22 protein-coding genes are annotated in these 25,365 nt (G+C 58.2%); 4 read left to right on the top strand and 18 right to left on the bottom strand.

The genetic code is table 11. The features are described 5' to 3' along the window. Positions 1 to 207: 207 nt before the first annotated feature. The gene (locus C9422_RS23555; protein ID WP_104449859.1) at positions 208 to 624 is read left to right on the top strand and encodes an OsmC family protein; all 417 of its coding nucleotides are present in this window, start codon (positions 208 to 210) and stop codon (positions 622 to 624) included. Positions 625 to 686: 62 nt separating this feature from the next. Then, on the top strand, positions 687 to 1,547 hold the full coding sequence (locus tag C9422_RS23550) for a pirin family protein (protein WP_116582320.1): 861 nt from the start codon (positions 687 to 689) through the stop codon (positions 1,545 to 1,547). 146 nt (positions 1,548 to 1,693) lie between these two features. Here C9422_RS23550 and C9422_RS23545 read toward each other — a convergent pair whose 3' ends face one another. From C9422_RS23545 to C9422_RS23530, 4 genes are all read right to left on the bottom strand, one after another. Beyond that, a complete protein-coding gene (locus C9422_RS23545; RefSeq protein WP_116582319.1) occupies positions 1,694 to 2,422 on the bottom strand; it encodes a dienelactone hydrolase family protein in 729 nt (242 codons plus the stop codon). Between the two features lie 67 nt (positions 2,423 to 2,489). Then, on the bottom strand, positions 2,490 to 4,394 hold the full coding sequence (gene htpG / locus C9422_RS23540; protein ID WP_116582397.1) for a molecular chaperone HtpG: 1,905 nt from the start codon (positions 4,392 to 4,394) through the stop codon (positions 2,490 to 2,492). A gap of 81 nt (positions 4,395 to 4,475) precedes the next feature. Beyond that, positions 4,476 to 4,928, bottom strand: a complete 453-nt coding sequence (locus C9422_RS23535; RefSeq protein WP_007977526.1) for a PaaI family thioesterase — start codon at positions 4,926 to 4,928, stop codon at positions 4,476 to 4,478. Next, positions 4,925 to 5,401, bottom strand: coding sequence for a PaaI family thioesterase (locus C9422_RS23530; RefSeq protein ID WP_007977524.1), 477 nt, complete (start codon positions 5,399 to 5,401; stop codon positions 4,925 to 4,927). Before C9422_RS23530 ends, C9422_RS23535 begins: the two co-directional genes overlap by 4 nt. 159 nt (positions 5,402 to 5,560) lie before the next feature. On the opposite strand from C9422_RS23530, the gene C9422_RS23525 reads away from it, so the two are divergent. Beyond that, positions 5,561 to 5,833: a hypothetical protein gene (locus tag C9422_RS23525; RefSeq protein ID WP_007977522.1), complete on the top strand. Its 273-nt coding sequence runs from the start codon at positions 5,561 to 5,563 to the stop codon at positions 5,831 to 5,833. Positions 5,834 to 5,900: 67 nt separating this feature from the next. Here the strand turns inward: C9422_RS23525 and C9422_RS23520 are convergent, their stop codons facing one another. The 12 genes from C9422_RS23520 to sdhC form a co-directional block, all read right to left on the bottom strand. After that, entirely contained in the window at positions 5,901 to 6,302 is a 402-nt protein-coding gene (locus C9422_RS23520; protein WP_116582318.1) for an MAPEG family protein, read from the bottom strand. After that, positions 6,302 to 7,039, bottom strand: a complete 738-nt coding sequence (locus C9422_RS23515) for a DUF599 domain-containing protein (RefSeq protein ID WP_007977519.1) — start codon at positions 7,037 to 7,039, stop codon at positions 6,302 to 6,304. The genes C9422_RS23520 and C9422_RS23515 overlap by 1 nt, the downstream gene beginning before the upstream one ends. 262 nt (positions 7,040 to 7,301) lie before the next feature. Further along, on the bottom strand, positions 7,302 to 8,615 hold the full coding sequence (gene brnQ / locus C9422_RS23505; RefSeq protein WP_007977517.1) for a branched-chain amino acid transport system II carrier protein: 1,314 nt from the start codon (positions 8,613 to 8,615) through the stop codon (positions 7,302 to 7,304). 442 nt (positions 8,616 to 9,057) lie between these two features. Continuing rightward, a complete protein-coding gene (gene sucD / locus C9422_RS23500) occupies positions 9,058 to 9,939 on the bottom strand; it encodes a succinate--CoA ligase subunit alpha (RefSeq protein ID WP_003223019.1) in 882 nt (293 codons plus the stop codon). Next, on the bottom strand, positions 9,939 to 11,105 hold the full coding sequence (gene sucC, locus C9422_RS23495; protein WP_003223015.1) for an ADP-forming succinate--CoA ligase subunit beta: 1,167 nt from the start codon (positions 11,103 to 11,105) through the stop codon (positions 9,939 to 9,941). The genes sucD and sucC overlap by 1 nt, the downstream gene beginning before the upstream one ends. Before the next feature lie 179 nt (positions 11,106 to 11,284). Then, complete coding sequence (lpdA, locus tag C9422_RS23490) at positions 11,285 to 12,721, bottom strand: dihydrolipoyl dehydrogenase (RefSeq protein ID WP_007977515.1); 1,437 nt, start codon at positions 12,719 to 12,721, stop codon at positions 11,285 to 11,287. A gap of 111 nt (positions 12,722 to 12,832) precedes the next feature. Beyond that, positions 12,833 to 14,053 (bottom strand): 2-oxoglutarate dehydrogenase complex dihydrolipoyllysine-residue succinyltransferase, encoded by a 1,221-nt coding sequence (gene odhB, locus C9422_RS23485; protein ID WP_007977514.1) that lies wholly within the window; start codon positions 14,051 to 14,053, stop codon positions 12,833 to 12,835. 42 nt (positions 14,054 to 14,095) lie between these two features. After that, positions 14,096 to 16,927 carry a 2-oxoglutarate dehydrogenase E1 component gene (locus C9422_RS23480; protein ID WP_102701985.1) on the bottom strand — a complete coding sequence of 944 codons (2,832 nt, stop codon included), beginning with the start codon at positions 16,925 to 16,927 and terminating at the stop codon, positions 14,096 to 14,098. A 253-nt stretch (positions 16,928 to 17,180) separates the two neighbouring features. Then, positions 17,181 to 17,885 carry a succinate dehydrogenase iron-sulfur subunit gene (locus C9422_RS23475; RefSeq protein WP_003223007.1) on the bottom strand — a complete coding sequence of 235 codons (705 nt, stop codon included), beginning with the start codon at positions 17,883 to 17,885 and terminating at the stop codon, positions 17,181 to 17,183. A gap of 11 nt (positions 17,886 to 17,896) precedes the next feature. After that, positions 17,897 to 19,669, bottom strand: coding sequence for a succinate dehydrogenase flavoprotein subunit (sdhA, locus tag C9422_RS23470; protein WP_007977510.1), 1,773 nt, complete (start codon positions 19,667 to 19,669; stop codon positions 17,897 to 17,899). 3 nt (positions 19,670 to 19,672) lie between these two features. After that, positions 19,673 to 20,041 carry a succinate dehydrogenase, hydrophobic membrane anchor protein gene (gene sdhD, locus C9422_RS23465; RefSeq protein WP_007977503.1) on the bottom strand — a complete coding sequence of 123 codons (369 nt, stop codon included), beginning with the start codon at positions 20,039 to 20,041 and terminating at the stop codon, positions 19,673 to 19,675. Then, positions 20,035 to 20,409, bottom strand: a complete 375-nt coding sequence (sdhC, locus tag C9422_RS23460) for a succinate dehydrogenase, cytochrome b556 subunit (protein WP_015096190.1) — start codon at positions 20,407 to 20,409, stop codon at positions 20,035 to 20,037. Before sdhC ends, sdhD begins: the two co-directional genes overlap by 7 nt. Positions 20,410 to 20,772: 363 nt before the next feature. Between sdhC and gltA the strand changes: the two genes are divergently transcribed. Beyond that, a complete protein-coding gene (gene gltA / locus C9422_RS23455; protein ID WP_007977501.1) occupies positions 20,773 to 22,062 on the top strand; it encodes a citrate synthase in 1,290 nt (429 codons plus the stop codon). Between the two features lie 1,007 nt (positions 22,063 to 23,069). Here gltA and C9422_RS23445 read toward each other — a convergent pair. Continuing rightward, positions 23,070 to 24,728, bottom strand: a complete 1,659-nt coding sequence (locus tag C9422_RS23445) for a cation acetate symporter (protein WP_116582317.1) — start codon at positions 24,726 to 24,728, stop codon at positions 23,070 to 23,072. After that, a complete protein-coding gene (locus C9422_RS23440; RefSeq protein ID WP_007971395.1) occupies positions 24,725 to 25,036 on the bottom strand; it encodes a DUF485 domain-containing protein in 312 nt (103 codons plus the stop codon). Before C9422_RS23440 ends, C9422_RS23445 begins: the two co-directional genes overlap by 4 nt. Positions 25,037 to 25,365 lie beyond the last annotated feature (329 nt).

Below are 25,365 nucleotides of genomic sequence, written 5' to 3'. Positions count from 1 at the left end.
CGGGCAGCGGGTTCTTTAGACGGTATCGGACTGTTGAAAAATTGCGTAAGACGAAAAAGTGATATCAAAACAACATTACTGCCACGGTAACGATTCAGCGAAAAGCCCCATCTGTACAAGAAAACCGGAACGCACATCCGGCACCATGCTCTATACCTTCAAGGTCTTTTTGATCGAACAAATATCCCGTTGCTTTCGAGGTTTCCCATGACCGTTACCGTCAACACCGTTTCTGCCGAAGGCTTTCGCCACAGCGTACAAATCGATGACCACGAACTCTTCGCCGACGTGCCCGTCACGGCGGGCGGTGAAGGCACCGCGCCGGAACCGCACGATTATTTCGATGCCGCGCTCGGCGCCTGCAAAGCCCTGACCCTCAAGCTCTATGCGAAGAAGAAGGACATCCCGCTGACCGGTGTCGGCGTCGAGGTCAAGCGCGACAACAGCCTGGAACAGAAAGGCCAATACACGCTGCACGTCAAACTGACCCTCAAGGGCGTACTCACTGACGCCCAGCGCGACGAGCTGCACCGCGTGGCCGATCGCTGCCCGATCCACAAGCTGATGACCACCTCTGAAGTCAGCATCGAAACGCATTTGTCCGAAGGCGCCTTCAGCCAATAGCGGCAAGGGCTGCGCAAGCGGGTTATGCTCGAACGCATCACCCGCCCAGCCTGGAACGCACCATGAACACTCCGCTCGTGATCCGCCCCCGCACCGAAGACGTCGAAGGCCAGCCGATCCTGCGCCCACTGCCATCCGCCAAGTGCCGCAGCGTCGGGCCATTCGTGTTTTTCGATCACATGCTGGAAACCCGTTATCCGCCGGGCAAAGGCATGAACATCCGCCAGCATCCGCACATTGGCCTGTCCACCCTGACCTATTTGTTCCAGGGGCAAATCCAGCACAAGGACAGTCTGGGCTCCAACCAGGTTGTTGATACCGGCGATGTCAGCTGGATGACGGCTGGCAGCGCCATTGCCCACGTCGAACGCACGCCCGAGGCACTCAAGGAGAGCGGCTTCACGATGCACGGCTTGCAGATCTGGCTGGCATCGCCCAAGGACAAAGAACAGGGTCCGGGGCATTACAGCCACCATCCGGCGTCCACCTTGCCAGTCAGCGAAAACCTGGGGGTGAAGATCCGCATGATTGCCGGGTCGGGCTTTTGCCTGGAGTCACCGGTGCCGGTGCTTTCTCCTACGTTGTACGCGGAATTGCACCTGCAAACGGCGACGACATTGCTGATTCCCACCGAGCATGAAGAACGTGCGCTGTATGTGTTGAGCGGCGAGGTGCAACTGGATGGCGAGCTGATAGAACCGCATTCGCTGGTGGTACTGCCTGCCGGGGAAGAGTTGACTCTGTTTGCTGAAAGCGACAGTCACGCCGTGTTGTTTGGCGGCGCGCCGCTGGACGGGCCACGGCGGATCAACTGGAATTTTGTCGCAAGCGATCCGGCGGCGATTGATGAAGCGCGGCGGCGTTGGGCGGCCGGGGACTGGCCGACGGTGCCGGGAGAAAGTGAGAGGATCGAATTGCCTTAGTTTTTCTATCGTTAGTCAGGCCGCCTTCGCGGGCAAGCCCGCTCCCACAGTTTCCATGTTGTCCGCAAAAATTGCGCATGGACCAAATCCCTGTGGGAGCGGGCTTGCCCGCGAAGGGGCCGGCACTCACACCGACCCAATCATGGTCAGCCCCTGAACACTTCATCCAGCAAGTTATGCATCGAAGTGAACGCCCGGGCAGCCACCTTGGCGTCATACATCATCATGCCCGGCACATTCGCGTGCGGATCGGTGAACGAGTGAAATGCACCGCCGTAGCTCAGCAACTGCCAGTCCACACCGGCCGCGTTCATTTCATCTTCGAACGCCGGCAACTGTTCCTTCGGCACCAGTGGATCGGAAGCACCGTGCAGGACCAGGACCTTACCCTTGATGTTTTTCGCGTCGGCCGGATTCGGGGTGTCCAGCGTGCCGTGGAAGGATACCGCGGCCTTCACCGGCGCACCGGTACGGGCAAACTCCAGGGCACAGCAGCCGCCGAAACAGAAACCGTAGGTCGCCAGCTTCGACGTATCGACGGCCGCCTCGCCTTGGCTCTGCAACTGTTCGAACGCTACCTGCATGCGCTTGCGCAGTAACCCACGGTCATTCTTCAACGGCATCATTGCCGCGCCGGCCTCGTCATTGTTCGACGGACGAACCGATTGCCCGTAAAGATCAGCGATCAGCACCACGTAGCCCTTGGCTGCCACGGACCTGGCGATTTCCTCGGCACCGGCACTGACGCCCATCCAGTTCGGCGCCATCAACAAACCCGGACGCGGACCTTTATGGTCGGCATCGAAGGCCAGACGGCTTTCGTAGGCTTGGCCATCGATCTGATAGGCAACGGAACGTACAGTGATTTGGCTCATTTCTGACTCCTGATTGTTGAACACCAGAATGAAAAAACCCGCCGAAGCGGGTTTTTCTGCAACACAGTTAAGCTGATAGCTCGACCAACAGTTTGTTCAAGCGGCGCACATAGGCCGCCGGATCTTTCAAGCTGTCGCCGGCCGCCAGGGCCGCCTGATCGAAGAGAATGTGCGACAGATCGCCAAAGCGCTCGTCACTCTGCTCATTGTCGAGCTTCTCGATCAGCGGGTGAGCCGGGTTGAATTCGAAGATCGGCTTCGAATCCGGAACCTTCTGCCCGCTGGCTTCGAGGATCTGGCGCATCTGCAGGCCCAGGTCCTGCTCACCGATGGCCAGGATCGCCGGCGAATCGGTCAGGCGATGAGACACCCGAACTTCCGCAACGGATTCGCCCAGCGCGGTCTTCAGACGCTCAACCAGACCTTCTTTGGACTTCGCGACTTCTTCCGCGGCCTTCTTGTCCTCTTCCGAGTCCAGGTTGCCGAGGTCCAGGTCACCGCGCGCCACGTCGACGAAGCTCTTGCCGTCGAAGTCGCTGAGGTAGCTCATCAGCCACTCGTCGATGCGGTCGGTCAACAGCAGCACTTCGATGCCTTTCTTGCGGAAGACTTCCAGGTGCGGGCTGTTCTTGACCTGTGCGTAGGTTTCGCCGGTCAGGTAGTAGATCTTGTCCTGACCTTCCTTGGCGCGCGCCAGGTACTCGGCCAGGCCGACAACCTGCTCGCCGTCGTCGCCATGGGTCGATGCGAAACGCAGCAGACCGGCGATTTTTTCCTTGTTGGCGAAATCTTCTGCCGGGCCTTCCTTCATGACCTGACCGAAGTTTTTCCAGAAGCCCTTGTATTGCTCAGGCTCGTTCTTCGCGAGTTTTTCCAGCATGTCCAGCACGCGCTTGGTCAGTGCCGACTTCATGGAGTCGATGATCGGGTCTTTCTGCAGGATTTCCCGCGACACGTTCAGCGACAGGTCGTTGGAGTCGACCACACCCTTGATGAAGCGCAGGTAAAGCGGCAGGAAGGACTCGGCCTGATCCATGACGAACACGCGCTGCACGTACAACTTCAGGCCTTTTGGCGCTTCACGCTGGTACAGATCGAACGGAGCGCGGGTCGGCACGTACAGCAGCGAGCTGTATTCCAGCTTGCCTTCGACCTTGTTGTGGCTCCAGCTCAGCGGGTTTTCGAAATCGTGAGCGATGTGCTTGTAGAACTCCTGGTATTCCTCGTCCTTGATCTCGGTACGCGGACGGGTCCACAGAGCGCTGGCGCGGTTGACGGTTTCCCATTCAACGGCCGGTTTCTCTTCGCCTTCAACGGCCGCCACTTCTTTCGGCAACTCGATCGGCAAGGCGATGTGGTCGGAGTACTTCTTGATGATGTTGCGCAGGCGCCAGCCATCGGCGAACTCGTCTTCACCGGATTTCAGGTGCAGGACGATGCGAGTGCCGCGCTCGGCCTTGTCGATGGTCGCAACTTCGAAGTCACCTTCGCCCTTGGACGACCAGTGCACGCCTTCGCTGGCAGCGCTGCCGGCACGACGGCTGTACACATCGACTTTGTCGGCGACGATGAAGGCGGAGTAGAAACCGACACCGAACTGGCCGATCAAGTGCGAGTCTTTCTTCTGGTCGCCGGTCAGGTGCTTCATGAAATCGGCGGTGCCGGACTTGGCGATGGTACCCAGGTGGGTGATCGCATCTTCGCGGCTCATGCCGATACCGTTGTCTTCGAGCGTGACGGTTTTAGCGTCCTTGTCGAAGCTCACGCGGATTTTCAGTTCGGCGCCGCCTTCCAGCAGCTCTGGCTTGGCCAGGGCTTCGAAACGTAATTTGTCGACAGCGTCAGAGGCGTTCGAGATCAATTCGCGAAGGAAAATTTCCTTGTTGGAATACAGCGAATGGATCATGAGATGCAGCAGCTGCTTCACCTCGGTCTGGAAGCCCAGGGTTTCCTTTTGAGTTTCCACACTCATGGTCATCAAACTCCAATCAGATGGCATAAGCCGCGACCTTGAGGGTCGGCGGCGGGTTGTCATCTGAGTTTGGGGCTGACTTCAGGATTTCAAGGGCTCCTCGAGTTTGAAATGTGCACGGGCCGTGGCAATGGGTTCGGCCTCGGTACTTTGCCAGGCGGTAATCGCCACGTTGGCGACCCGCCGTCCCTGGCGGCAAACCTGGCATCGGGCCCAGGTGTCGCGAAACTGCCCGGCCCGCAGGTAATCCAGGGAGAAGTCGATGATCTTCGGCACCCCGGATGATCCGGTAAACACCAGCAGGTGCAGCGCCGCTGCCAATTCCATGAACCCGGCGATCACACCGCCATGAATCGCCGGCAACAAAGGGTTACCAATGTTGTCCTTGTTCGCCGGCAGCTTGAACAGCAGCTCATCGCCCACCCGTGAACATTCGACACCGATCAGCCGGGCATAGGGAATCAACCCCAGCAGAGAGGCGTAGTCACCCTGCTCATGGGCCTTTTGCAATTGGTCCTTCAGCGACTCGCTCATTGCGCACCTCCGGCAACTGCGCCACCAAAGCCCTTGGTGCCTTTGATGCCCTTGCCCATGCGCATGAATGTGCCCATCACATGGGCAATGGGTTGTCCGGGGTCATCCTGATAGGCGAAGCCACGGGCAAAAATCACGTCGGTGGTGACCCGGTAGCACTGGGCGAAGCCATAGACATCCTTGTGCGGTTCGGCGGCGTGCATGTAGTCGATGCGCAGGTCGAGGGTCGGGCAGACTTCGAACTCCGGGAGCACACAGAGCGTCGCCATGCCACAGGCCGTGTCCATCAGTGAGGTCAGTGCCCCGCCATGAATCACGCCGGTTTCGGGATTGCCGACGATCTGTGGGCTGTACGGCAGCACAATCGTCAGCCCTTCGCTGCTGGCGCTGTGAACGCTTAGTCCAAGTACCTGACAATGTCGCAGCGCCGACAAAAAGCGCTTCGCTCGCTCAAAAACGGGGTTCTCAGTCATTTGATAAACACTCTTGTTTAGGTTCGTGCAATGCGGTGGCAGTCCGGGTAAAAGTTCCGCATTAGAACAAAACTTATATATCTGAAAGAATTAAGGAACTTAACCCTGATGTATGGGTTCTTAAGGCCAGTAGATGCTTTTCATCAGGAGAAACACCCCATGCGTAAGACTTTAGCTATTGCCTTGATGTTGACCGCTTCCCTCGGTCTCGCTGCCTGCGATAAAAAATCCGAGGACAAAGCTCAAGAAGCTAACAAACATGCTGAGCAAGCTCAGCAAGACATGAGCAAAGCTCAGGATAAAGTGAACGACGCGGCGAAAGAAAACGCCGAAGCTGCCAAAGCTCAGGCTGAATCGAACGCGGAAGCGGCAAAAGAGGCTGCTCCGGCTGCACCGGCCACTCCGGCCGCTCCAGAAGCGCCTAAAAACTAATCCGGTTTTTAGCGTGATAAAAGAAAACCCGCCAAGTGCGGGTTTTCTTTTGCCTTCAAAAAAATGCTTAGAGCAAAATCGTTCGAAAAGTCGGACTAATCATCAGCAACAGCGAGCAGATTAATCCCACCAGCCAGACCAGACTGCGTTGCCAGGCCAGGTCCTTCCAGTAACACACCAGATAAATAACCCGAGTGATCACAAAGATGATCGCGAGCAAATCGATGAGCCAGCCTGCCGTCTGCGTTGTATGCGCCATCAACACACCCACCGCAAACAATATGAAGGCTTCAAAACTATTCTGATGTGCCGCCACCGCACGGGCACCAAAACCTGTGAGTTGGCCCTGCTGCTGGCGCGGCAGATGATTGTTGTAACCGCCCTGCTCTTTCATGGCCTTGGTCACGGGCATACGCGCCACGTAAATCAGCACGGCACTGATAAACACGCACCAGAACGGAATACTCATCAAGCAGCCTCTTTGATCACCTCGGGCAATGGCGCCTCTGTAGGGGTATAGACCATCACGTCGAGAACGTCAGAGTGAAACTCGCGACGGTACAACACAAATACCACGCCGGCGCTCATCAACATGAACAACCAGGGGCTGACAAACCAGGCCAGCATGGTCATGCCGAAGTAGTAGGAACGCAGCCCGAAGTTGAACTGGTTGGCGGCCATGGAGATGACACGGGCCGCGCGGGAAGCAAACGCCTTGCGCTCCTGCTCCGACACAAGACGCTCGCCGACCATTGGCGCCGAACCTACCAGTACCGCCGCAAAGTTGTACTGGCGCATGCACCAGCTGAACGTGAAGAACGCATAGACAAACACCAGCGCCAGGCACAGCAACTTGATTTCCGACATGCCCTGGGACGCCTGCTGCACCATCGGGATATCCGCCAACAACGATACCGCCCTTTCCGAAGCCCCCAGCACCGTGAGAATACCGGCCAGGATAATCAACGTACTGGAGGCGAAGAACGAAGCGTTGCGTTCCAGGTTACCGATCACGCTGGCATCGGCGATACGGTTGTCGCGCAGCAGCATGCGGCGCATCCAGTCTTCACGATAGAGGTGCAGCACACTGGCCAGGCACGCGGTGTCACGGCCTTTCCAGGTGGCATAACGGGTGTACCCGCCCCAGCAGATAACGAACCAGATGGCGGCAAGGATGTGGATCAGATTGGCTTGGATGAACGACATGCAGGTCCTTGTGATGTGCAAGAGGAGTACCGAATCCCTGTGGGAGCGGGCTTGCTCGCGAAGGCGGCTGATCATCCAACATGGATGTTGACTGACCCACCGTCTTCGCGAGCAAGCCTGCTCCCACATCAGGATTTGCAATGCTTCGACGTTAGCGCAACGCAAAAGACACCGCATCACCCCATAAAAAAATGCCCCGTATCGATTGATACGGGGCATTTCTGTTTTTTTCACGGGCCCGCTTGTGACGGGCCGGTAAAGCTTAAGCCAGCGCCTCTTCGCGCTTGCCCAGCAGACGGTCGCAGACCACGGCAACCACCAGCGTCATCACCGAAGGTACCAGCCAGGCCAGGCCCTGCTCGCTCAGCGGCAGATGGGCCATTTGCGTCGGCATCCAGTCCGCCAGGCCTGCGCCCTTGAGGGCGTCGATCAGGCCGAAGATGAACGACACCAACATGACCGGGCCGAGGATACGGCCCTGCTCATGCCAGAAGTCCTTGCAGAAGCTCAACGCCACCAGAACGATGCACGGCGGGTAGATCGCGGTGAGAACCGGGATCGAGAACGCAATCAGCTTGGTCAGGCCCAGGTTGGACACCAGCAGCGAGAACGCCGCGAGGATGATCACCAGTGTCTTGTAGGACAGCGGCACCACACGGCTGAAGTACTCGGCGCAGGCACAGGTCAGGCCGACCGCGGTCACCAGGCACGCCAGGGAAATCAACACAGCCAGGAAACCGCTGCCCAGCGAACCGAAGGTGTGCTGCACGTAAGCGTGCAATACCGCCGCGCCATTGGTAGCGCCAGCGGCCACTTCATGGCTGCCCGAACCGAGACGGAACAGGCTGACATACACCAGTGCCAGGCCGACGCCGGCGATCAGGCCGGCGATGATCGCATAACGGGTGATCAGTGCCGGCGACTCGACGCCGCGGGAACGGATGGCGTTGACGATGACGATGCCGAACACCAGGGCGCCCAGGGTATCCATGGTCAGGTAACCATTGATGAAGCCCTGGGAAAACGGCGCCGCCACGTATTCAGGCGTGGCCTGGCCAATGTCTCCGGCCGGCAGGGCGAATGCTGCAATGCCCAGCACGGCCAGGGCGATGATCTTCAGCGGAGCGAGGAAGCGCCCTACGGTATCCAGCAAACGGCCTGGATACAGCGAGATGAAGAACACCAGCAGGAAGTAAACCGAGCTGTACAGGAACAATGCCAGCGGGCTCTCGCCGGTCAGCGGTGCCAGGCCCACTTCGAAGGATACCGTGGCGGTACGTGGCGTCGCGAACAGCGGGCCAACAGCGAGGTAGCAGGCCGCTGCCAACAGGCCACCGGCGACTTTACCGATCGGGCTGCTCAAGGCATCCATTGCCCCGCCGACCTTGGCCAGCGCCACAACGGTGATCACCGGCAGACCAACGGCCGTGACCAGGAAACCCAGCGCCGCCATCCAGACATTGGGCCCGGACTGCAAACCGACGATAGGCGGGAAGATGATGTTGCCAGCCCCGACGAACAGGGCAAACGTCATAAAACCAAGTGCCAGGATGTCCTGGCCTTTCAACACTTTCATTAAGGAAATACCACACTACTGAATCGGAATTTAGAGAGGGATTTCCCTATGGGTGAGGGAAATGCTGTCAGTCCGTATAAGACCGACCCTTTTAGCGCGTTGGTGCCTTGTGGGCCGCAGACGCAAAAATGGCGCGTAGCCTAACGAATTTGTCTGACAAACGCACTGTTTGAGGGCGAACTATCCGATACGCGACATTTCCGTGTCGCGTTTATGCATATAAATGGTTGGTGTCTGTAAGTCCGCCTTCGCGGGCAAGCCCGCTCCCACAAGGATTTGTTGCGTACATACGATTTGGACTTCCCTGCAAAACCTGTGGGAGCGGGCTTGCCCCGGGCGGCGTTCCGACGAAGGGGCCAGCAGAGCCAACACAAATGCCGAAAACGACAAAGGCCACCCGAAGGTGGCCTTTGTTTGGTAAAGCGTCAGCCAAGCACGAGGCTTACTTGACAGCCCAACCGGTCAGCTCGGCCAGGGCCTTGCCGATGTCTGCCAGCGAACGCACGGTTTTAACGCCTGCGTCTTGCAGAGCAGCGAATTTCTCGTCTGCAGTGCCTTTGCCGCCAGAGATGATTGCGCCAGCATGGCCCATGCGCTTGCCCGGAGGAGCAGTCACACCAGCGATGTAGGAAACAACCGGCTTGGTCACGTGTGCCTTGATGTAGGCAGCCGCTTCTTCTTCAGCCGAACCGCCGATCTCACCGATCATCACGATCGCTTCAGTCTTCGGGTCTTCCTGGAACAGCTTCAGGATGTCGATGAAGTTCGAACCCGGGATCGGGTCACCACCGATGCCGACGCAAGTCGACTGACCGAAACCGGCGTCAGTAGTCTGCTTCACAGCTTCGTAGGTCAGGGTGCCGGAACGGGAAACGATACCGACCTTGCCTGGCAAGTGAATGTGACCTGGCATGATGCCGATCTTGCATTCGCCTGGAGTGATCACGCCTGGGCAGTTAGGGCCGATCAGGGTAACACCCAGCTCGTCGCACTTAACTTTAGCGTCCAGCATGTCCAGGGTAGGAATGCCTTCGGTGATGCAGACGATCAGCTTGATGCCGCCGAAAGCAGCTTCCAGGATCGAGTCCTTGCAGAAAGGAGCCGGAACGTAGATTACGCTGGCGGTGGCGCCAGTGGCAGCTACGGCGTCTTTCACGGTGTTGAACACTGGCAGGCCCAGGTGCTCGGTGCCGCCTTTGCCTGGAGTTACACCACCAACCATCTTGGTGCCGTACTCGATGGCTTGCTGGGTGTGGAAACTACCTTGCGAACCGGTAATACCCTGGCAGATAACTTTGGTGTCTTTATTGATCAGGACGCTCATTATTTGCCCTCCGCAGCTTTAACGACTTGTTGAGCAGCGTCGGTCAGGCTGGTAGCAGCGATGATGTTCAAACCGCTTTCTGCCAGTACTTTAGCGCCCAGCTCAGCGTTGTTGCCTTCAAGGCGAACAACAACCGGGATTTTCACGCCGACTTCTTTCACCGCGCCGATGATGCCTTCGGCAATCATGTCGCAACGAACGATGCCGCCGAAGATGTTGACCAGTACTGCAGCGACGTTAGTGTCGGACAGGATGATCTTGAACGCTTCGGTAACGCGTTCCTTGGTAGCACCGCCGCCCACGTCGAGGAAGTTGGCTGGCTTGCCGCCATGCAGGTTGACGATGTCCATGGTACCCATGGCCAGGCCAGCACCGTTGACCATGCAACCGATGTTGCCTTCCAGCGCTACGTAGTTCAGTTCGAACTTGGCAGCGTGCGCTTCGCGCGGATCGTCCTGCGACGGATCGTGGAAAGTCTTCAGCTTAGGCTGACGGTACATGGCGTTGGCGTCGATGTTGATCTTGGCGTCCAGGCAGTGCAGATCGCCGTCAGCCTTGATCACCAGCGGGTTCACTTCCAGCAGGGCCAGATCGTGATCCTGGAACAGTTTGGCCAGACCTACGAAGATCTTGGCGAACTGGGCAACTTGCTTGCCTTCCAGACCCAGCTGGAAAGCCAGTTCACGACCCTGGAATGGCTGAGCGCCAACCAGTGGATCGATAGTGGCCTTCAGAATTTTTTCTGGAGTGTCGTGAGCGATTTTCTCGATGTCCACGCCACCTTCGGTGGAAGCCATGAACACGATGCGACGGCTCGAACGGTCAACGACAGCGCCCAGGTACAGCTCTTTAGCGATATCAGTGCACGATTCAACCAGGATCTTGGTGACTGGCTGACCATTGGCGTCAGTCTGGTAAGTCACCAGACGCTTGCCCAGCCACTGCTGTGCGAAGGCTTTGGCGTCTTCTTTGTTGCGAACCAGCTTGACGCCGCCCGCTTTACCGCGACCACCGGCGTGGACCTGGGCTTTGACAACCCACTCGCTGCCGCCGATTTTGTCGCAAGCTTCTGCTGCTGCTTCCGGGGTGTCTACCGCGTAACCGGTGGAAACTGGCAGGCCGTACTCAGCGAACAGCTGCTTACCCTGATACTCGTGAAGATTCATGCTTATTACCGTCTTCGTTAGGTACTGCGCATTCGGTGCTGCACTGTTCAGTGCCGCACCACCTGTGACTGCTGCTTGCGTAGCTGAGCTACGCAAGACTGCGTCCAGCGGATATTCCGCGGTGAGTCTTGCATGCAAGGCTCACGACGGGCCAAACCGCCGTGGTTTCTTATTATGTCTTAACGCTTCTTGCGGTTGGCGATGTGGATGGCGCCGCCATTCACTGCCAAAGCAGCTTCGTGCAAGGCTTCAGACAGGGTCGGATGGGAGAAAACCATCATGCCCAGGTCTTCAGCGCTGGTGCCGAATTCCATACCGATCGCGCCCTGCTGAACCAGTTCGGCAGCGCTTGGGCCAATCACGTGGACGCCCAGTACGCGGTCCGTCTTGGCATCTGCGATGACCTTGACGAAACCACCGGTGTCGTTGGCGGCCATGGCACGGCCGGAGGCTGCGAACGGGAAGGTGCCGACGTTAACTTCAACGCCTTCGGCTTTCAAGGCCTGCTCGGTTTTACCAACCCACGCGATTTCCGGGTGAGTATAAATAACCGAAGGGATCAAATCATAGTTCATCTGGGCCTTGTGGCCCTTGATGCGCTCGACAACCATGATGCCTTCTTCGGACGCTTTGTGCGCCAGCATCATGCCGCGAACCACGTCGCCAATGGCGTAAACGCCCGGTACGGTGGTGGCGCAGTGATCGTCAACGTGCACGAAACCGCGCTCGTCCAGGGTCACGCCGCAGTCGGCAGCCAACAGATCAGTGGTCACCGGACGGCGACCAACGGCTACGATCAGCTTGTCGAAAGTGATGTTCTGTTCGCCGTTGGCATCGGTGTAGTTCACCACGACTTCGTCGCCGTTCACTTTGGAACCGGTGACGCGAGCGCCCAGCTTGATGTCCAGACCTTGCTTGGTCAGGGTTTTCAGCGCTTCTTTGGAAACAGCGGTGTCAGCTGCCATCAGGAAGGTGTCCAGGGCTTCCAGGACAGTCACTTCTGCACCCAGACGCGACCAGACCGAACCCAGTTCCAGACCGATCACGCCAGCGCCGATCACGCCCAGACGTTTTGGAACGGATTGGAATTCCAGGGCGCCAGTCGAATCGACGATCACATTCTGGTCAACCGGAGCTGGCGGAATGTCGATCGGACGCGAACCTGGTGCCAGGATGACGTTTTCGGCTTCGATGATTTCTACCGAGCCATCAGGCTTGGTGACTTCGACTTTCTTGCCGGCCAGCAGCTTGCCGTGACCCTGGATGGAGGTCACACCGTTGGCTTTGAACAGGGTCGCAACGCCGGAGGTCAGGCCTTTGACGATGTTGGCTTTACGGCCGACCATCGCTGGCACGTCCATGGTCACGCCAGCGTGATTGATACCGTGGATCGCGAAACCGTCCTGGGCTTCATGGAATTTCCACGAGCTGTCCAGCAGGGCCTTGGATGGAATGCAGCCGACGTTCAGGCAAGTACCGCCCAGAGCCAGTTTGCCTTCCTTGTCGGTGTACTTCTCGATGCAGGCAGTGGAGAGACCCAGCTGCGCGGCCTTGATGGCAGCGACATAACCGCCAGGGCCCGCACCGATCACTACTACGTCAAATTTCTGCGACATGTAAAAGAATCCTCTTTTAGCTTCAAGCTACAAGCAATAAGCCACAAGCTCGAAGCCCCCACTCGTTCGCCTTGAGCTTGGGGCTTGTCACTTGCAGCTTGTCGCTGTTTTTTAAATATCCAGCAACAGACGAGCCGGATCTTCCAGCAGGTTCTTGATGGTCACCAGGAAGGTCACAGCTTCTTTGCCATCGATCAGACGGTGATCGTAGGACAGTGCCAGGTACATCATCGGACGGATAACGACCTGACCGTTGATGGCCATAGGACGCTGGATGATGTTGTGCATGCCCAGGATGGCGGCTTGTGGCGGGTTGACGATCGGGGTCGACATCATCGAACCGAAAGTACCGCCGTTGGTGATGGTGAAAGTGCCACCGGTCATTTCGTCCATCGACAGTTTGCCGTCGCGGGCTTTCTTGCCGAAGGTGGCGATGCCGCCTTCGATTTCAGCCAGGCTCATCAGTTCGGCGTTACGCAGAACCGGTACTACCAGGCCGCGATCGCTGGAAACTGCAACGCCGACGTCAGCGTAGCCGTGGTAAACGATGTCGCCGCCGTCGATCGAGGCGTTGACAGCCGGGAAGCGCTTCAGTGCTTCGGTGGCCGCTTTCACGAAGAAGGACATGAAGCCCAGGCGCACGCCGTTGTGGGACTTCTCGAACAGGTCCTTGTACTTCGAACGCAGCGCCATGACTTCGGTCATGTCGACTTCGTTGAACGTGGTCAGCATCGCCATGTTCGACTGGGCTTCAACCAGACGCTTGGCCACGGTGGCACGAACGCGGGTCATCGGTACGCGCTTCTCGATGCGGTCGCCAGCAGCGAACACAGGAGCAGCGGCAGCCGGAGCAGCAGCCTTGGCAGGTGCGGCAGCAGGAGCAGCTTTCTTGGCTTCGACAGCGGCAACCACGTCTTCCTTGGTTACACGACCATCTTTGCCGGTGCCTTTGACGGAAGCCAGGTTGATGCCGTTCTCTTCGGCCAGCTTGCGAGCGGCTGGAGCGGCGATAGCGTCTTCGTCAGCGCCGGCGGCCGGAGCTGCGGCAGCAGCGGCCGGAGCAGCAGCGGCAGCCGGAGCAGCGGCAGCAGCACCGCCTTCAACGATGGAGCCCAGGACTTCGTCGGACAGAACGGTGTCGCCTTCGTTCTTGACGATAGCGCCCAGCACGCCGTCAGCGGTAGCCAACACTTCCAGCACGACTTTGTCGGTCTCGATGTCGACGATCAGTTCGTCGCGCTTGACCGCATCGCCCGGTTGTTTGTGCCAGGTGGCAACGGTGCCATCGGCAACCGATTCCGGGAAAGTGGGGGCTTTGATCTCGATAGCCATTGTCTGTGGTTCCTTAAATTCGGTTTCAGGTGCGCGAAGGCGTTAAACAGTAAAGGCGTCTTGCAGCAGTTTTTCCTGCTGTTCGGCGTGCATCGATGCGTAACCGCATGCAGGTGCAGCAGAAGCCTCACGGCCCGCGTACTCGAGTACGAGAGACTTGTTGAGGTTGCTGATGCTGCGACGCATGTGGTGTTGGCTGCAGTACCACGCACCCTGGTTCATCGGCTCTTCCTGACACCAGACGGCATGCTTGACGTTGGTATAAGGAGCCAGGACTTCTTTCAAGTCGTCCTCAGGGAATGGGTACAGCTGCTCGATACGCACGATGGCGATGTCGTCACGACCTTCGGCACGGCGTTTTTCCAGCAGGTCGTAGTAGACCTTGCCGCTACACAGAACAACGCGCTCGACCTTTTTCGGGTCTTGGGCATCGATTTCCGGGATGACGGTCTGGAACGAACCTTCGGCCAGATCTTCCAGCGTCGAGATGGCCAGCTTGTGGCGCAGCAGCGACTTCGGAGTCAGGACTACCAGTGGCTTGCGCAGCGGGCGAATCACCTGACGGCGCAGCAAGTGGTAGATCTGAGCCGGCGTCGTCGGCATGCACACCTGAATGTTGTGCTCGGCGCACAGCTGCAGGTAACGCTCCAGACGAGCCGAGGAGTGCTCCGGCCCCTGACCTTCATAACCGTGCGGCAGCAGCATGGTCAGACCGCACAGACGGCCCCACTTGTGCTCGCCACTGGTGATGAACTGGTCGATTACGACCTGGGCGCCGTTGGCGAAGTCGCCGAACTGGGCTTCCCAGATAACCAGGGCATTCGGCGTGGTGGTCGAGTAACCGTACTCGAACGCCAATACCGCTTCTTCGGACAGGAACGAGTCGTACAGGTCAAAACGCGGCTGACCGTCGTACAGGTTCTGCAGCGGGATGTAGGTGCCCGCGTCTTTCTGGTTGTGCAGGACAGCGTGACGGTGCGAGAACGTACCGCGCCCGATGTCCTGGCCAGTCATGCGAATCGGGTGACCTTCGAACGCCAGGGTCGCGTACGCCATGGTTTCGGCGTAGCCCCAGTTGATCGGCAGGCCACCGGCTTGCATCTTCTGGCGGTCTTCGTAGATCTTGGCAACCTGGCGCTGAACCACGAAGCCTTCCGGGATTTCCAGCAGCTTGGCGGACAGTTCCTGCAAGGTCTTCAGATCGAAGCGAGTGTCGTGACGCGCGGTCCAGGTGTGACCCAGGTACGGACGCCAGTCCACGAACAGTTCCTTGTTCGGCTCTTTGACCAGGCTCTTCACAACGTGCAGACCGTTGTCCAGCGCGTTGCGGTATTCGTCGACTTTCGCCTGAACACGCTCTGCATCCAGCACACCGCCTTGAGTCAGGCGATCGGCATACAGCTCACGGGTGGTGCGCTGCTTGGTGATCTGCTGATACATCAGAGGCTGGGTGCCGCTTGGCTCGTCGGCCTCGTTGTGGCCGCGACGACGGTAGCAGACCAGGTCGATCACCACGTCACGCTTGAACTGCATGCGGTAGTCGATGGCCAGCTGGGTCACGAACAATACGGCTTCCGGATCATCACCATTAACATGGAGGATCGGCGCCTGGATCATTTTCGCAACGTCGGTCGCGTACTCGGTGGAACGCGAGTCCAGCGGGTTGCTGATGGTGAAACCGACCTGGTTGTTGATCACGATGTGCACGGTACCGCCGGTCTTGAAACCGCGGGTCTGAGACATCTGGAAGGTTTCCATGACCACGCCCTGACCTGCGAAAGCAGCATCACCGTGGATGGAGATCGGCAGGACCTTCTCGCCGGTCGGGTCGTTGCGACGATCCTGACGGGCGCGAACCGAACCTTCGACCACCGGGGAAACGATTTCCAGGTGGGACGGGTTGAACGCCATCGCCAGGTGAACTTCACCGCCGGTGGTCATCACGTTGGACGAGAAGCCCTGGTGGTATTTCACGTCACCGGAACCGAGCTCGACCTTCTTCTTGCCTTCGAACTCGTCGAACAGCTCGCGCGGGTTCTTGCCGAAGGTGTTGACCAGCACGTTCAGACGGCCACGGTGGGCCATGCCGATGACGATTTCCTTGGTGCCGTAGGAACCGGAACGCTGGATCAGCTCGTCGAGCATCGGAATCAGGCTTTCGCCGCCTTCCAGGCCGAAACGCTTGGTACCCGGGTATTTGGTGCCCAGGTATTTTTCCAGGCCTTCACCGGCGGTCACGCGCTCGAGCAGGTGGCTCTTGATGTCGGCGGAGTACGTCGGACGGCCGCGCACGCTTTCCAGACGCTGCTGGAACCACTGGCGCTGCTCGGAATCGGTGATATGCGTGAATTCAGCGCCGATGGTGCGGCAATATGTCTGCTGCAACGCTTCGTGAATTTCGCGTAGGCTCGCTTCCTCTTTGCCGATGAACAGGTCGCCGGCACGGAAGGTCGTATCAAGATCGGCATTGGTCAAGCCGTAATGATTGATCGACAGGTCTGCAGGTGCAGGACGCTGCCACAGCCCCAGCGGGTCAAGCTGGGCTGCCTGGTGGCCACGCATACGGTAGGCCTGGATCAATCGCAGCACTTCAACTTGCTTCTTCTCGTGCTCACTGCTCACGCTGCCGGCGGAAACCGGTTGGGCGCGGCGCTGGTTCTTTGCCAGCAAGACGAAATGATCGCGAATTGTGGAGTGCGAAACATCGGTGGCAGAGTTGCCGTCAGCAGGCAACTTCTGGAAGTAGGTGCGCCACTCTTCTGGCACAGCGTTAGGGTCGTGCAGGTAGAGCTCATAAAGCTCTTCCACATAGGCAGCGTTACTACCGGATAGGTAGGCACTGTTCCACATGCGCTGCATCACGCTTTCTTGCATGCTTGGTCACCCTCGGTTAGGGGAACACCACCGGTGTCGACACCGAGCAAACTTGCAGAAGTCCGAATGCAGCGACCAAAACAAGCCACTAGGATCACACTGATAGTCCGGGTACCAGCCCGGATGCCCCTGCTTGTCTCATTTCTTCAAAATAAGAGCCGCAGCCTTTTAAGCTGCTGCTCAGGTTAAAACTACGGCGCCGGTTGAAGCCTGCGCCGCAGCATCTACGGGTACAGCGGGTACAGCAGCTGAATCACACGCCGCTCGAGAGCAACATGTTACGGATGTGACCGATGGCCTTAGTCGGGTTCAGGCCTTTCGGACATACGTTGACGCAGTTCATGATCCCGCGGCAGCGGAATACGCTGAACGGGTCATCCAGCGAAGCCAGACGCTCGGACGTCTTGGTATCACGGCTGTCTGCCAGGAAGCGGTACGCTTGCAGCAGGGCGGCCGGGCCCAGGAACTTGTCCGGGTTCCACCAGAAGGACGGGCAGGAAGTCGAGCAGCAAGCGCACAGGATGCACTCGTACAGACCGTCCAGCTTTTCACGCTCTTCAGGGGACTGCAGACGCTCGATGGCCGGAGCCGGCGTGTCGTTCTGCAGGTATGGCTTAACCTTCTCGTATTGCTTGTAGAAGATGCTCATATCGACGACCAGGTCACGGATAACCGGCAAACCTGGCAGAGGACGAACGATCAACTTGTTACCTTTTACGACAGCAGACAGCGGCGTGATGCACGCCAGGCCGTTTTTGCCGTTGATGTTCATGCCGTCGGAGCCGCAAACACCTTCACGGCAAGAGCGACGATAGGAGAAACCTTCGTCCTGCTCTTTGATCAGGGCCAGCACGTCCAGCACCATCAGGTCTTTACCACCGGTATCGACCTGGAATTCCTGCATGAACGGCGCAGCGTCCTGATCAGGGTTGTAACGATATACACTGACTTGCAACATGGCGGTCACCCTTAATAAGTCCGGACTTTAGGTTCGAAAGTCGGAACAGTCTTCGGCGAGAAGTTCACGGCACGCTTGGTGACGCGCTTGTCACCCGGGAAGTACAGGGTGTGGCACAGCCAGTTTTCGTCGTCACGGTCTTCGAAGTCTTCACGGGCGTGTGCGCCGCGGGACTCTTTACGTACTTCGGCAGCGATGGCGGTAGCTTCGGCCACTTCCAGCAGGTTTTGCAGTTCCAGCGCTTCGATACGGGCAGTGTTGAACGCCTGCGACTTGTCGTTGATCTTCACGTTGGCAATGCGGGTACGCAGCTCAGCCAGCTGAGCGATACCTTTCTGCATGTATTCGCCGGTACGGAATACACCGAAGTAGTTCTGCATGCAGCTTTGCAGCTCGCGACGCAGGGTAGCCACGTCTTCGCCATCAGTACGGTTGTTCAGTGCGTTCAGGCGCGACAGGGCAGCTTCGATGTCGGCTTCGGTAGCGTCGTCGTATTCGATACCATCGGTCAGCGCCTTTTCCAGGTGCAGGCCGGCAGCACGGCCGAATACCACCAGGTCGAGCAGCGAGTTGCCGCCCAGACGGTTGGCACCGTGAACCGATACGCAAGCCACTTCACCCACAGCGAACAGACCAGGAATGATCTGGTCGACACCTTCGGCGTTCTGGGTGATCGCCTGACCATGAATGTTGGTGGCAACGCCGCCCATCATGTAGTGGCAGGTCGGAACAACCGGAACCGGAGCAACCACCGGGTCAACGTGTGCGAAAGTCTTCGACAGTTCGCAGATGCCTGGCAGACGGCTGTGCAGCACTTCCTCGCCCAGGTGGTCGAGCTTGAGCATTACGTGGTCGCCATTCGGACCGCAACCGTTGCCGGCGATGATCTCTTTAACCATCGAACGGGCAACAACGTCACGACCGGCAAGGTCCTTGGCGTTCGGAGCATAACGCTCCATGAAACGCTCGCCGTGCTTGTTGATCAGGTATCCACCTTCACCACGGCAACCTTCTGTAACCAGTACACCGGCGCCGGCGATACCGGTCGGGTGGAACTGCCACATTTCAATGTCTTGTACCGGTACGCCGGCACGCAGCGCCATGCCAACGCCGTCACCTGTGTTGATCAGGGCGTTGGTGGTCGACGCGTAGATACGGCCTGCACCGCCGGTCGCCAGCACGGTGGCTTTGGCGCGGATGTAGGTGGTTTCACCGGTTTCGATGCAGATCGCGATCACACCGACGAACTCGCCTTCGCCGTTCTTCACCAGATCGACAGCGTAGTACTCGTTCAGGAACGTGGTACCGGCTTTCAGGTTGCCCTGATAAAGGGTGTGCAGCAGTGCGTGACCGGTACGGTCGGAGGCAGCGCAAGTACGCGCAGCCTGGCCGCCCTTGCCGTAATCCTTGGACTGGCCACCGAACGGACGCTGATAGATACGGCCTTGCTCGGTACGCGAGAACGGCAGACCCATGTGATCCAGTTCGAAAACGGCAGCCGGGCCTTCCTGACACATGTATTCGATAGCGTCCTGGTCACCGATGTAGTCGGAACCCTTGACGGTATCGTACATGTGCCAGCGCCAGTCATCGTTCGGGTCAGCAGACGCGATCGCGCAGGTGATGCCGCCCTGGGCGGATACAGTGTGCGAACGGGTCGGGAACACCTTTGTGATCACGGCAGTCTTGTGACCACCTTGTGCCAGTTGCAGCGCTGCGCGCATGCCGGCACCGCCACCACCAATAATGATGGCGTCGAAAGAAATCGTTGGAATGTTAGCCATGAATCAGATACCCCAGAGAATCTGCACACCCCAGACGAAGTAAGCGAACATCGCAACGCCGCATACCGCCTGGAAAAGGAAACGTACTGCAGTCGCGGACTTGCCCAGCGCCATCGGCGTCAGGTAGTCGGTCGCGATGGTCCACATGCCGACCCAGGCGTGAGCGCCCAGGGCAACGAGGGCCAGCAGACTGAAGATACGCATCCCGTTGTGGGCGAACAGGCCGTGCCATTGGTCGTAGCCAATGCCCGGGTTCGCTGCGAGGTATCCGATCAGGAAGATGAAATAAGCCGCGAGAACGACCGCAGACACACGTTGCGCCATCCAGTCATAAAGACCGGAACGCGAAAGGTTCGTAACGCTGGTTACCATATCCAAACTCCTGCCAGAACGATCAACACCACGGAAACGGCGATGATAATTTTCGAGCCCAGGCGGCCGCCTTCCAGCGTCTCACCGATGCCCATATCCATGATCAAGTGGCGCACACCGGCTACCAGGTGATACAGAAGAGCGGACAGGAGGCCCCATGCTACGAACTTGGCCAGCGGGCTGGTCAAGCATGCCTTCACCTCGGCAAAACCTTCCTCGGAACCCAGGGATTTGCCCAATGCATAAAGCATGAAGCCAAGGCCCAGGAAGAGGATGATGCCGGAAACACGGTGAAGAAACGACGTAACGCCGGTGATGGGGAGTTTGATGGTCCTTAGGTCTAGGTTTACAGGTCGTTGGCTTTTCACGGCTTTTTTTTCACACTGAAGAGCCCCTAACAATCAGGGCAAAGTTGTTGGGGAGTGCACTGGTCAGGTAACCACCACCCAGGGATGCGACCCCCAATAAAGCAGGCCCAAAAGCCCCTGGCGGTCGGTGGCCGAGTATAGACAGTTAGGCTACTAATGACAACGCAAAGACCTAACCCAAACAGCTGATTGCGCAACGGACATAAAAGGCGTAAATGGCAGCCAATTTCGAGAAAAAAGTCCGGTTAAAGCCTTCTGGAGCAAGACTTTAGGCAAATTGACATTCGAATTTATCTCACTATAGTGGTGCGGGCCCTGCGTGGGGGGTCTGTCTGATGATTTCAAGCATAAATAGGAGGCCACATGGCTGACAAAAAAGCGCAGTTGATCATCGAGGGCGCAGCCCCCGTCGAGCTGCCCATTTTAACCGGCACCGTTGGTCCCGATGTTATCGATGTTCGGGGCCTGACGGCCACGGGCCGTTTCACCTTTGACCCAGGTTTCATGTCGACCGCCTCGTGCGAGTCGAAGATCACCTATATCGACGGCGACAACGGCATCCTGCTGCACCGCGGCTACCCGATCGAACAGCTGGCTGAAAAGTCGGACTACCTGGAAACCTGCTATCTGCTGCTCAACGGCGAACTGCCGACCGCAGAACAGAAGGCCCAGTTCGTCAGCACCGTGAAGAACCACACCATGGTTCACGAGCAGTTGAAGACCTTCTTCAACGGCTTCCGTCGCGACGCCCACCCGATGGCCGTCATGTGCGGCGTAGTCGGCGCCCTCTCGGCCTTCTACCACGACTCCCTGGACATCAATAACCCGCAGCATCGCGAAATCTCCGCGATCCGCCTGGTTGCCAAGATGCCGACCCTGGCAGCGATGGTTTACAAGTACTCCATGGGCCAACCCATGATGTACCCGCGCAACGACCTGTCGTACGCGGAAAACTTCCTGCACATGATGTTCAACACCCCGTGCGAGATCAAACCGATCAGCCCGGTACTCGCCAAGGCCATGGACCGGATCTTCATCCTCCATGCCGACCACGAGCAGAACGCCTCGACGTCCACCGTGCGCCTGGCGGGCTCCTCGGGCGCCAACCCGTTCGCCTGTATCGCTGCCGGCATCGCTGCACTGTGGGGTCCTGCCCACGGCGGTGCAAACGAAGCCGTACTGACCATGCTCGATGAAATCGGCGATGTTTCGAACATCGACAAGTTCATCGCCAAGGCCAAGGACAAGAACGATCCGTTCAAACTGATGGGCTTCGGTCACCGCGTTTACAAAAACCGCGACCCACGCGCCACCGTCATGAAGCAGACCTGCGACGAAGTGTTGAAGGAACTGGGCATCCAGAACGATCCGCAACTCGAACTGGCCATGCGCCTGGAAGAGATCGCCCTGACCGACCCGTACTTCATCGAGCGCTCGCTGTACCCGAACGTCGACTTCTACTCGGGGATCATCCTCAAGGCGATCGGCATTCCAACCAGCATGTTCACCGTGATCTTCGCCCTGGCGCGGACCGTCGGCTGGATCTCCCACTGGAAAGAAATGCTCTCCAGCCCGTACAAGATCGGCCGTCCGCGCCAGCTGTACACCGGCTACGAGTCGCGTGACATCACCAAGCTGGAAGACCGCAAGTAAGATCTGTCTTGCTGTAGCGTGTTGAGTTGTACCGGGAACGGCCTCTGCTTTTTATATAAAGAGCAGGAGGCCGTTTTTGTTTGTGCGCTTTGTCGAGTACATATCCATTATTCAGGTAACGACGACTTATGGTTCCGCTCTTACAGCGGGTTACTTTGAAAAGCGCAAAGTAACCAAACGCTCTTGCCCCTGACATTCGGTGCCTCGCCATGGCTCGGCATGCCCTCGCTCCGGTCCTGCTCCGTGGGCCCGCCGCCATCGGCCATCCATGGCCGGGGGCGGCTAACCCGGCATCCATGCCGGGTTGCCCACTGCGCAAAACCTGCGCTCGGCCTCACGAGGGGGGCGTACACCGCAAAAGCAAAGCGAGGCGGCCTACCGGCCGGCCTGATTCTGATGCGTGCGTGTTTCCATGTAGGAGCTGCCGCAGGCTGCGATCTTTTGATTCTGGTTTTTGACAATGTCGAAGAGGCGGAAGATCAAGATCAAAAGATCGCAGCCGGCGGCAGCTCCTACAGGCCGAGCGTTAGCTCGCCTGCCGCTCTTGATCTTGATCCACCCGCCCCCTCGGAAGGCTGAGCGGAGGTGTTCATCAGGGGGCAGGCGCGCAGCGCCGTTCGACGAAGTCGAACACATCGAGAGGAGGTCGTCGCGAAGCAGACCGGAGGCGATGCGCCCTGATGAATACCGGAGCGAAGGAACCCCGAGCCTAGGCGAGGGGCCGTACGTAAGGGGCGAGCGTTTTTTGCTTACTTTTTTAGGCGCTTGTAAAAAAGTGAGTCGCCGTAAGGGCGAAACCATAGGTGGCCGTTACCGCAGCAATGGATATGTATACGATCAGCGAAAGACAGGTCGGCTGGAAGGCCGCCTTCGCGAGCAAGCCCGCTCCCACAGTAAATCGGTACATCCGCAAAATTCAGGTCGATTAACGCACAATAAAAAAGTGCCCCGATCTCTCGACCGGAGCACTTCATAAAACATCGCCAGCTATATCAAAGCATCAAGACTTAGTGCGAAACCGCCCCGCTCGCCCCCAACCCAGTCTGCGAACGAACAAACTGCGGGAAGAACAGCGCCCGCTCATTGTCAGCCGCAGTCGACTTGTCAGTGACCGAGAAGAACCAGATCCCAACAAAGGCAATCATCATCGAGAACAACGCCGGGTACTCATACGGGAAGATAGCCTTCTCGTGATGCAGGATCTGCACCCAGATGGTCGGGCCAAGGATCATCAGGCCTACGGCACTGATCAGGCCCATCCAGCCGCCGATCATCGCACCGCGAGTGGTCAGCTTTTTCCAGTACATGGAAAGCAGCAGTACCGGGAAGTTGCAACTCGCCGCGATGGAGAACGCCAGGCCCACCATGAACGCGATGTTCTGGCTTTCGAACAGAATGCCCAGCACGATGGCCAACACAGCCAAGGCAATGGTGGTGATCTTCGAAATACGAATCTCATCCTTCTCGTTGGCCTTGCCCTTCTTGATCACACTGGCATACAGGTCGTGGGACACCGCCGAAGCACCCGCCAGGGTCAGGCCGGCCACTACCGCCAGAATGGTCGCGAACGCCACGGCCGAGATGAAGCCCAGGAAGATACTGCCACCGACCGCATTGGCCAGGTGCACCGCCGCCATGTTGTTACCGCCGAGCAATGCGCCGGCCGCGTCTTTGAAGGCCGGGTTGGTGCTGACCAGCAGGATCGCGCCGAAACCGATGATGAAGGTCAGGATGTAGAAGTAGCCAATGAAGCCGGTTGCGTACAGCACACTCTTGCGAGCTTCCTTTGCATCACTCACGGTGAAGAAGCGCATCAGGATGTGCGGCAGACCCGCGGTACCGAACATCAGAGCCAAGCCCAGGGAGAACGCCGAGACCGGATCTTTCACCAGACCGCCCGGGCTCATGATCGCCTCACCTTTAGGGTGAACCTTGATCGCCTCGGAAAACAGCATGTTGAAGTCGAAGTTGACGTGTTTCATTACCATCAGCGCCATGAAGGAAGCGCCGGACAGCAGCAGAACGGCCTTGATGATTTGCACCCAGGTGGTCGCCAGCATGCCGCCGAACAACACATAAAGGCACATCAGCACGCCCACCAGAATTACCGCGACGTGGTAGTCGAGGCCGAACAGCAACTGGATCAGCTTGCCCGCACCGACCATCTGGGCGATCAGGTAGAACGCCACCACCACCAGCGAACCGCAGGCAGACAGCGTACGGATCTGGGTTTGCCCGAGGCGGTAGGACGCCACGTCGGCAAAGGTGTACTTGCCCAGGTTACGCAGGCGCTCGGCGATCAGGAACAGGATGATCGGCCAGCCCACCAGGAAGCCGATCGAATAGATCAGCCCGTCGTAGCCTGAAGCGAACACCAGCGCGGAAATACCCAGGAAAGACGCCGCCGACATGTAGTCACCGGCAATCGCCAGACCGTTCTGGAACCCGGTGATCTTGCCGCCCGCCGCGTAGTAGTCGGCAGCCGACTTGTTACGCTTGGAGGCCCAGTAAGTGATGCACAGGGTTGCCCCTACGAATACCACGAACATCAGGATCGCGGAGACGTTAAGCGGTTGCTTCTGCACGGCACCGGTCAGGGCGTCAGCCGCCCGGGCGCCCGGTGCAAAAGCTGCGATGCTCAATAGAGCCAGTAGACGCCGGATCATTGCTGAGCCTCCTTGAGAATCGCATTGTTCAGGTCGTCAAACTCGCCATTGGCACGGCGTACGTAGATGCCGGTCAGGACGAAGGCCGAGACAATCAGCCCGACACCAATCGGTATGCCCCAGGTAATCGAGGACTCAGGGTTGATTTTTGCCCCCAGCACCTGCGGCCCATAGGCAATCAGAAGAATGAATCCGGAGTAAAGCCCTAGCATGATCGCCGAAAGAATCCAGGCGAATCGCTCCCTCTTGCTGACCAGCTCCTTGAAACGCGGGCTGTTTTGAATCGAGAGGTAAATGCTGTCGTTCATTGTTTTTATCCTCGCAGCACAGATTGAAGTGGAACGGTATCCACTCTATGCGGCTGCGGGGCAGGTTCCAGACGACCTTAGTCTTAGAACCACATGACAGATTCGCCAATTATCAGCACACCATAAATCAATGTGGGAGCGGGCTTGCTCGCGAAGAGGTCGTATCAGTCACTATCAAAGTTGACTGTCAGACCGCTTTCGCGAGCAAGCCCGCTTGTATGGTAGGACTTGAAGGGAGGAGGAGGGACAAAGCCCGATTCTGACTGTTAGCGCAGTACAGATCCGTGGGAGATTTCGCCCCTCCTCCTTTCACCCAAGCGCCGATAAAG

This window comes from Pseudomonas sp. B1(2018) (assembly GCF_003097365.1).
GTDB lineage: Bacteria > Pseudomonadota > Gammaproteobacteria > Pseudomonadales > Pseudomonadaceae > Aquipseudomonas > Aquipseudomonas laurylsulfatiphila.
The sequence above is the reverse complement of the archived record's forward strand: the minus strand, read 5'-3'. Positions and strand labels throughout refer to the sequence as shown.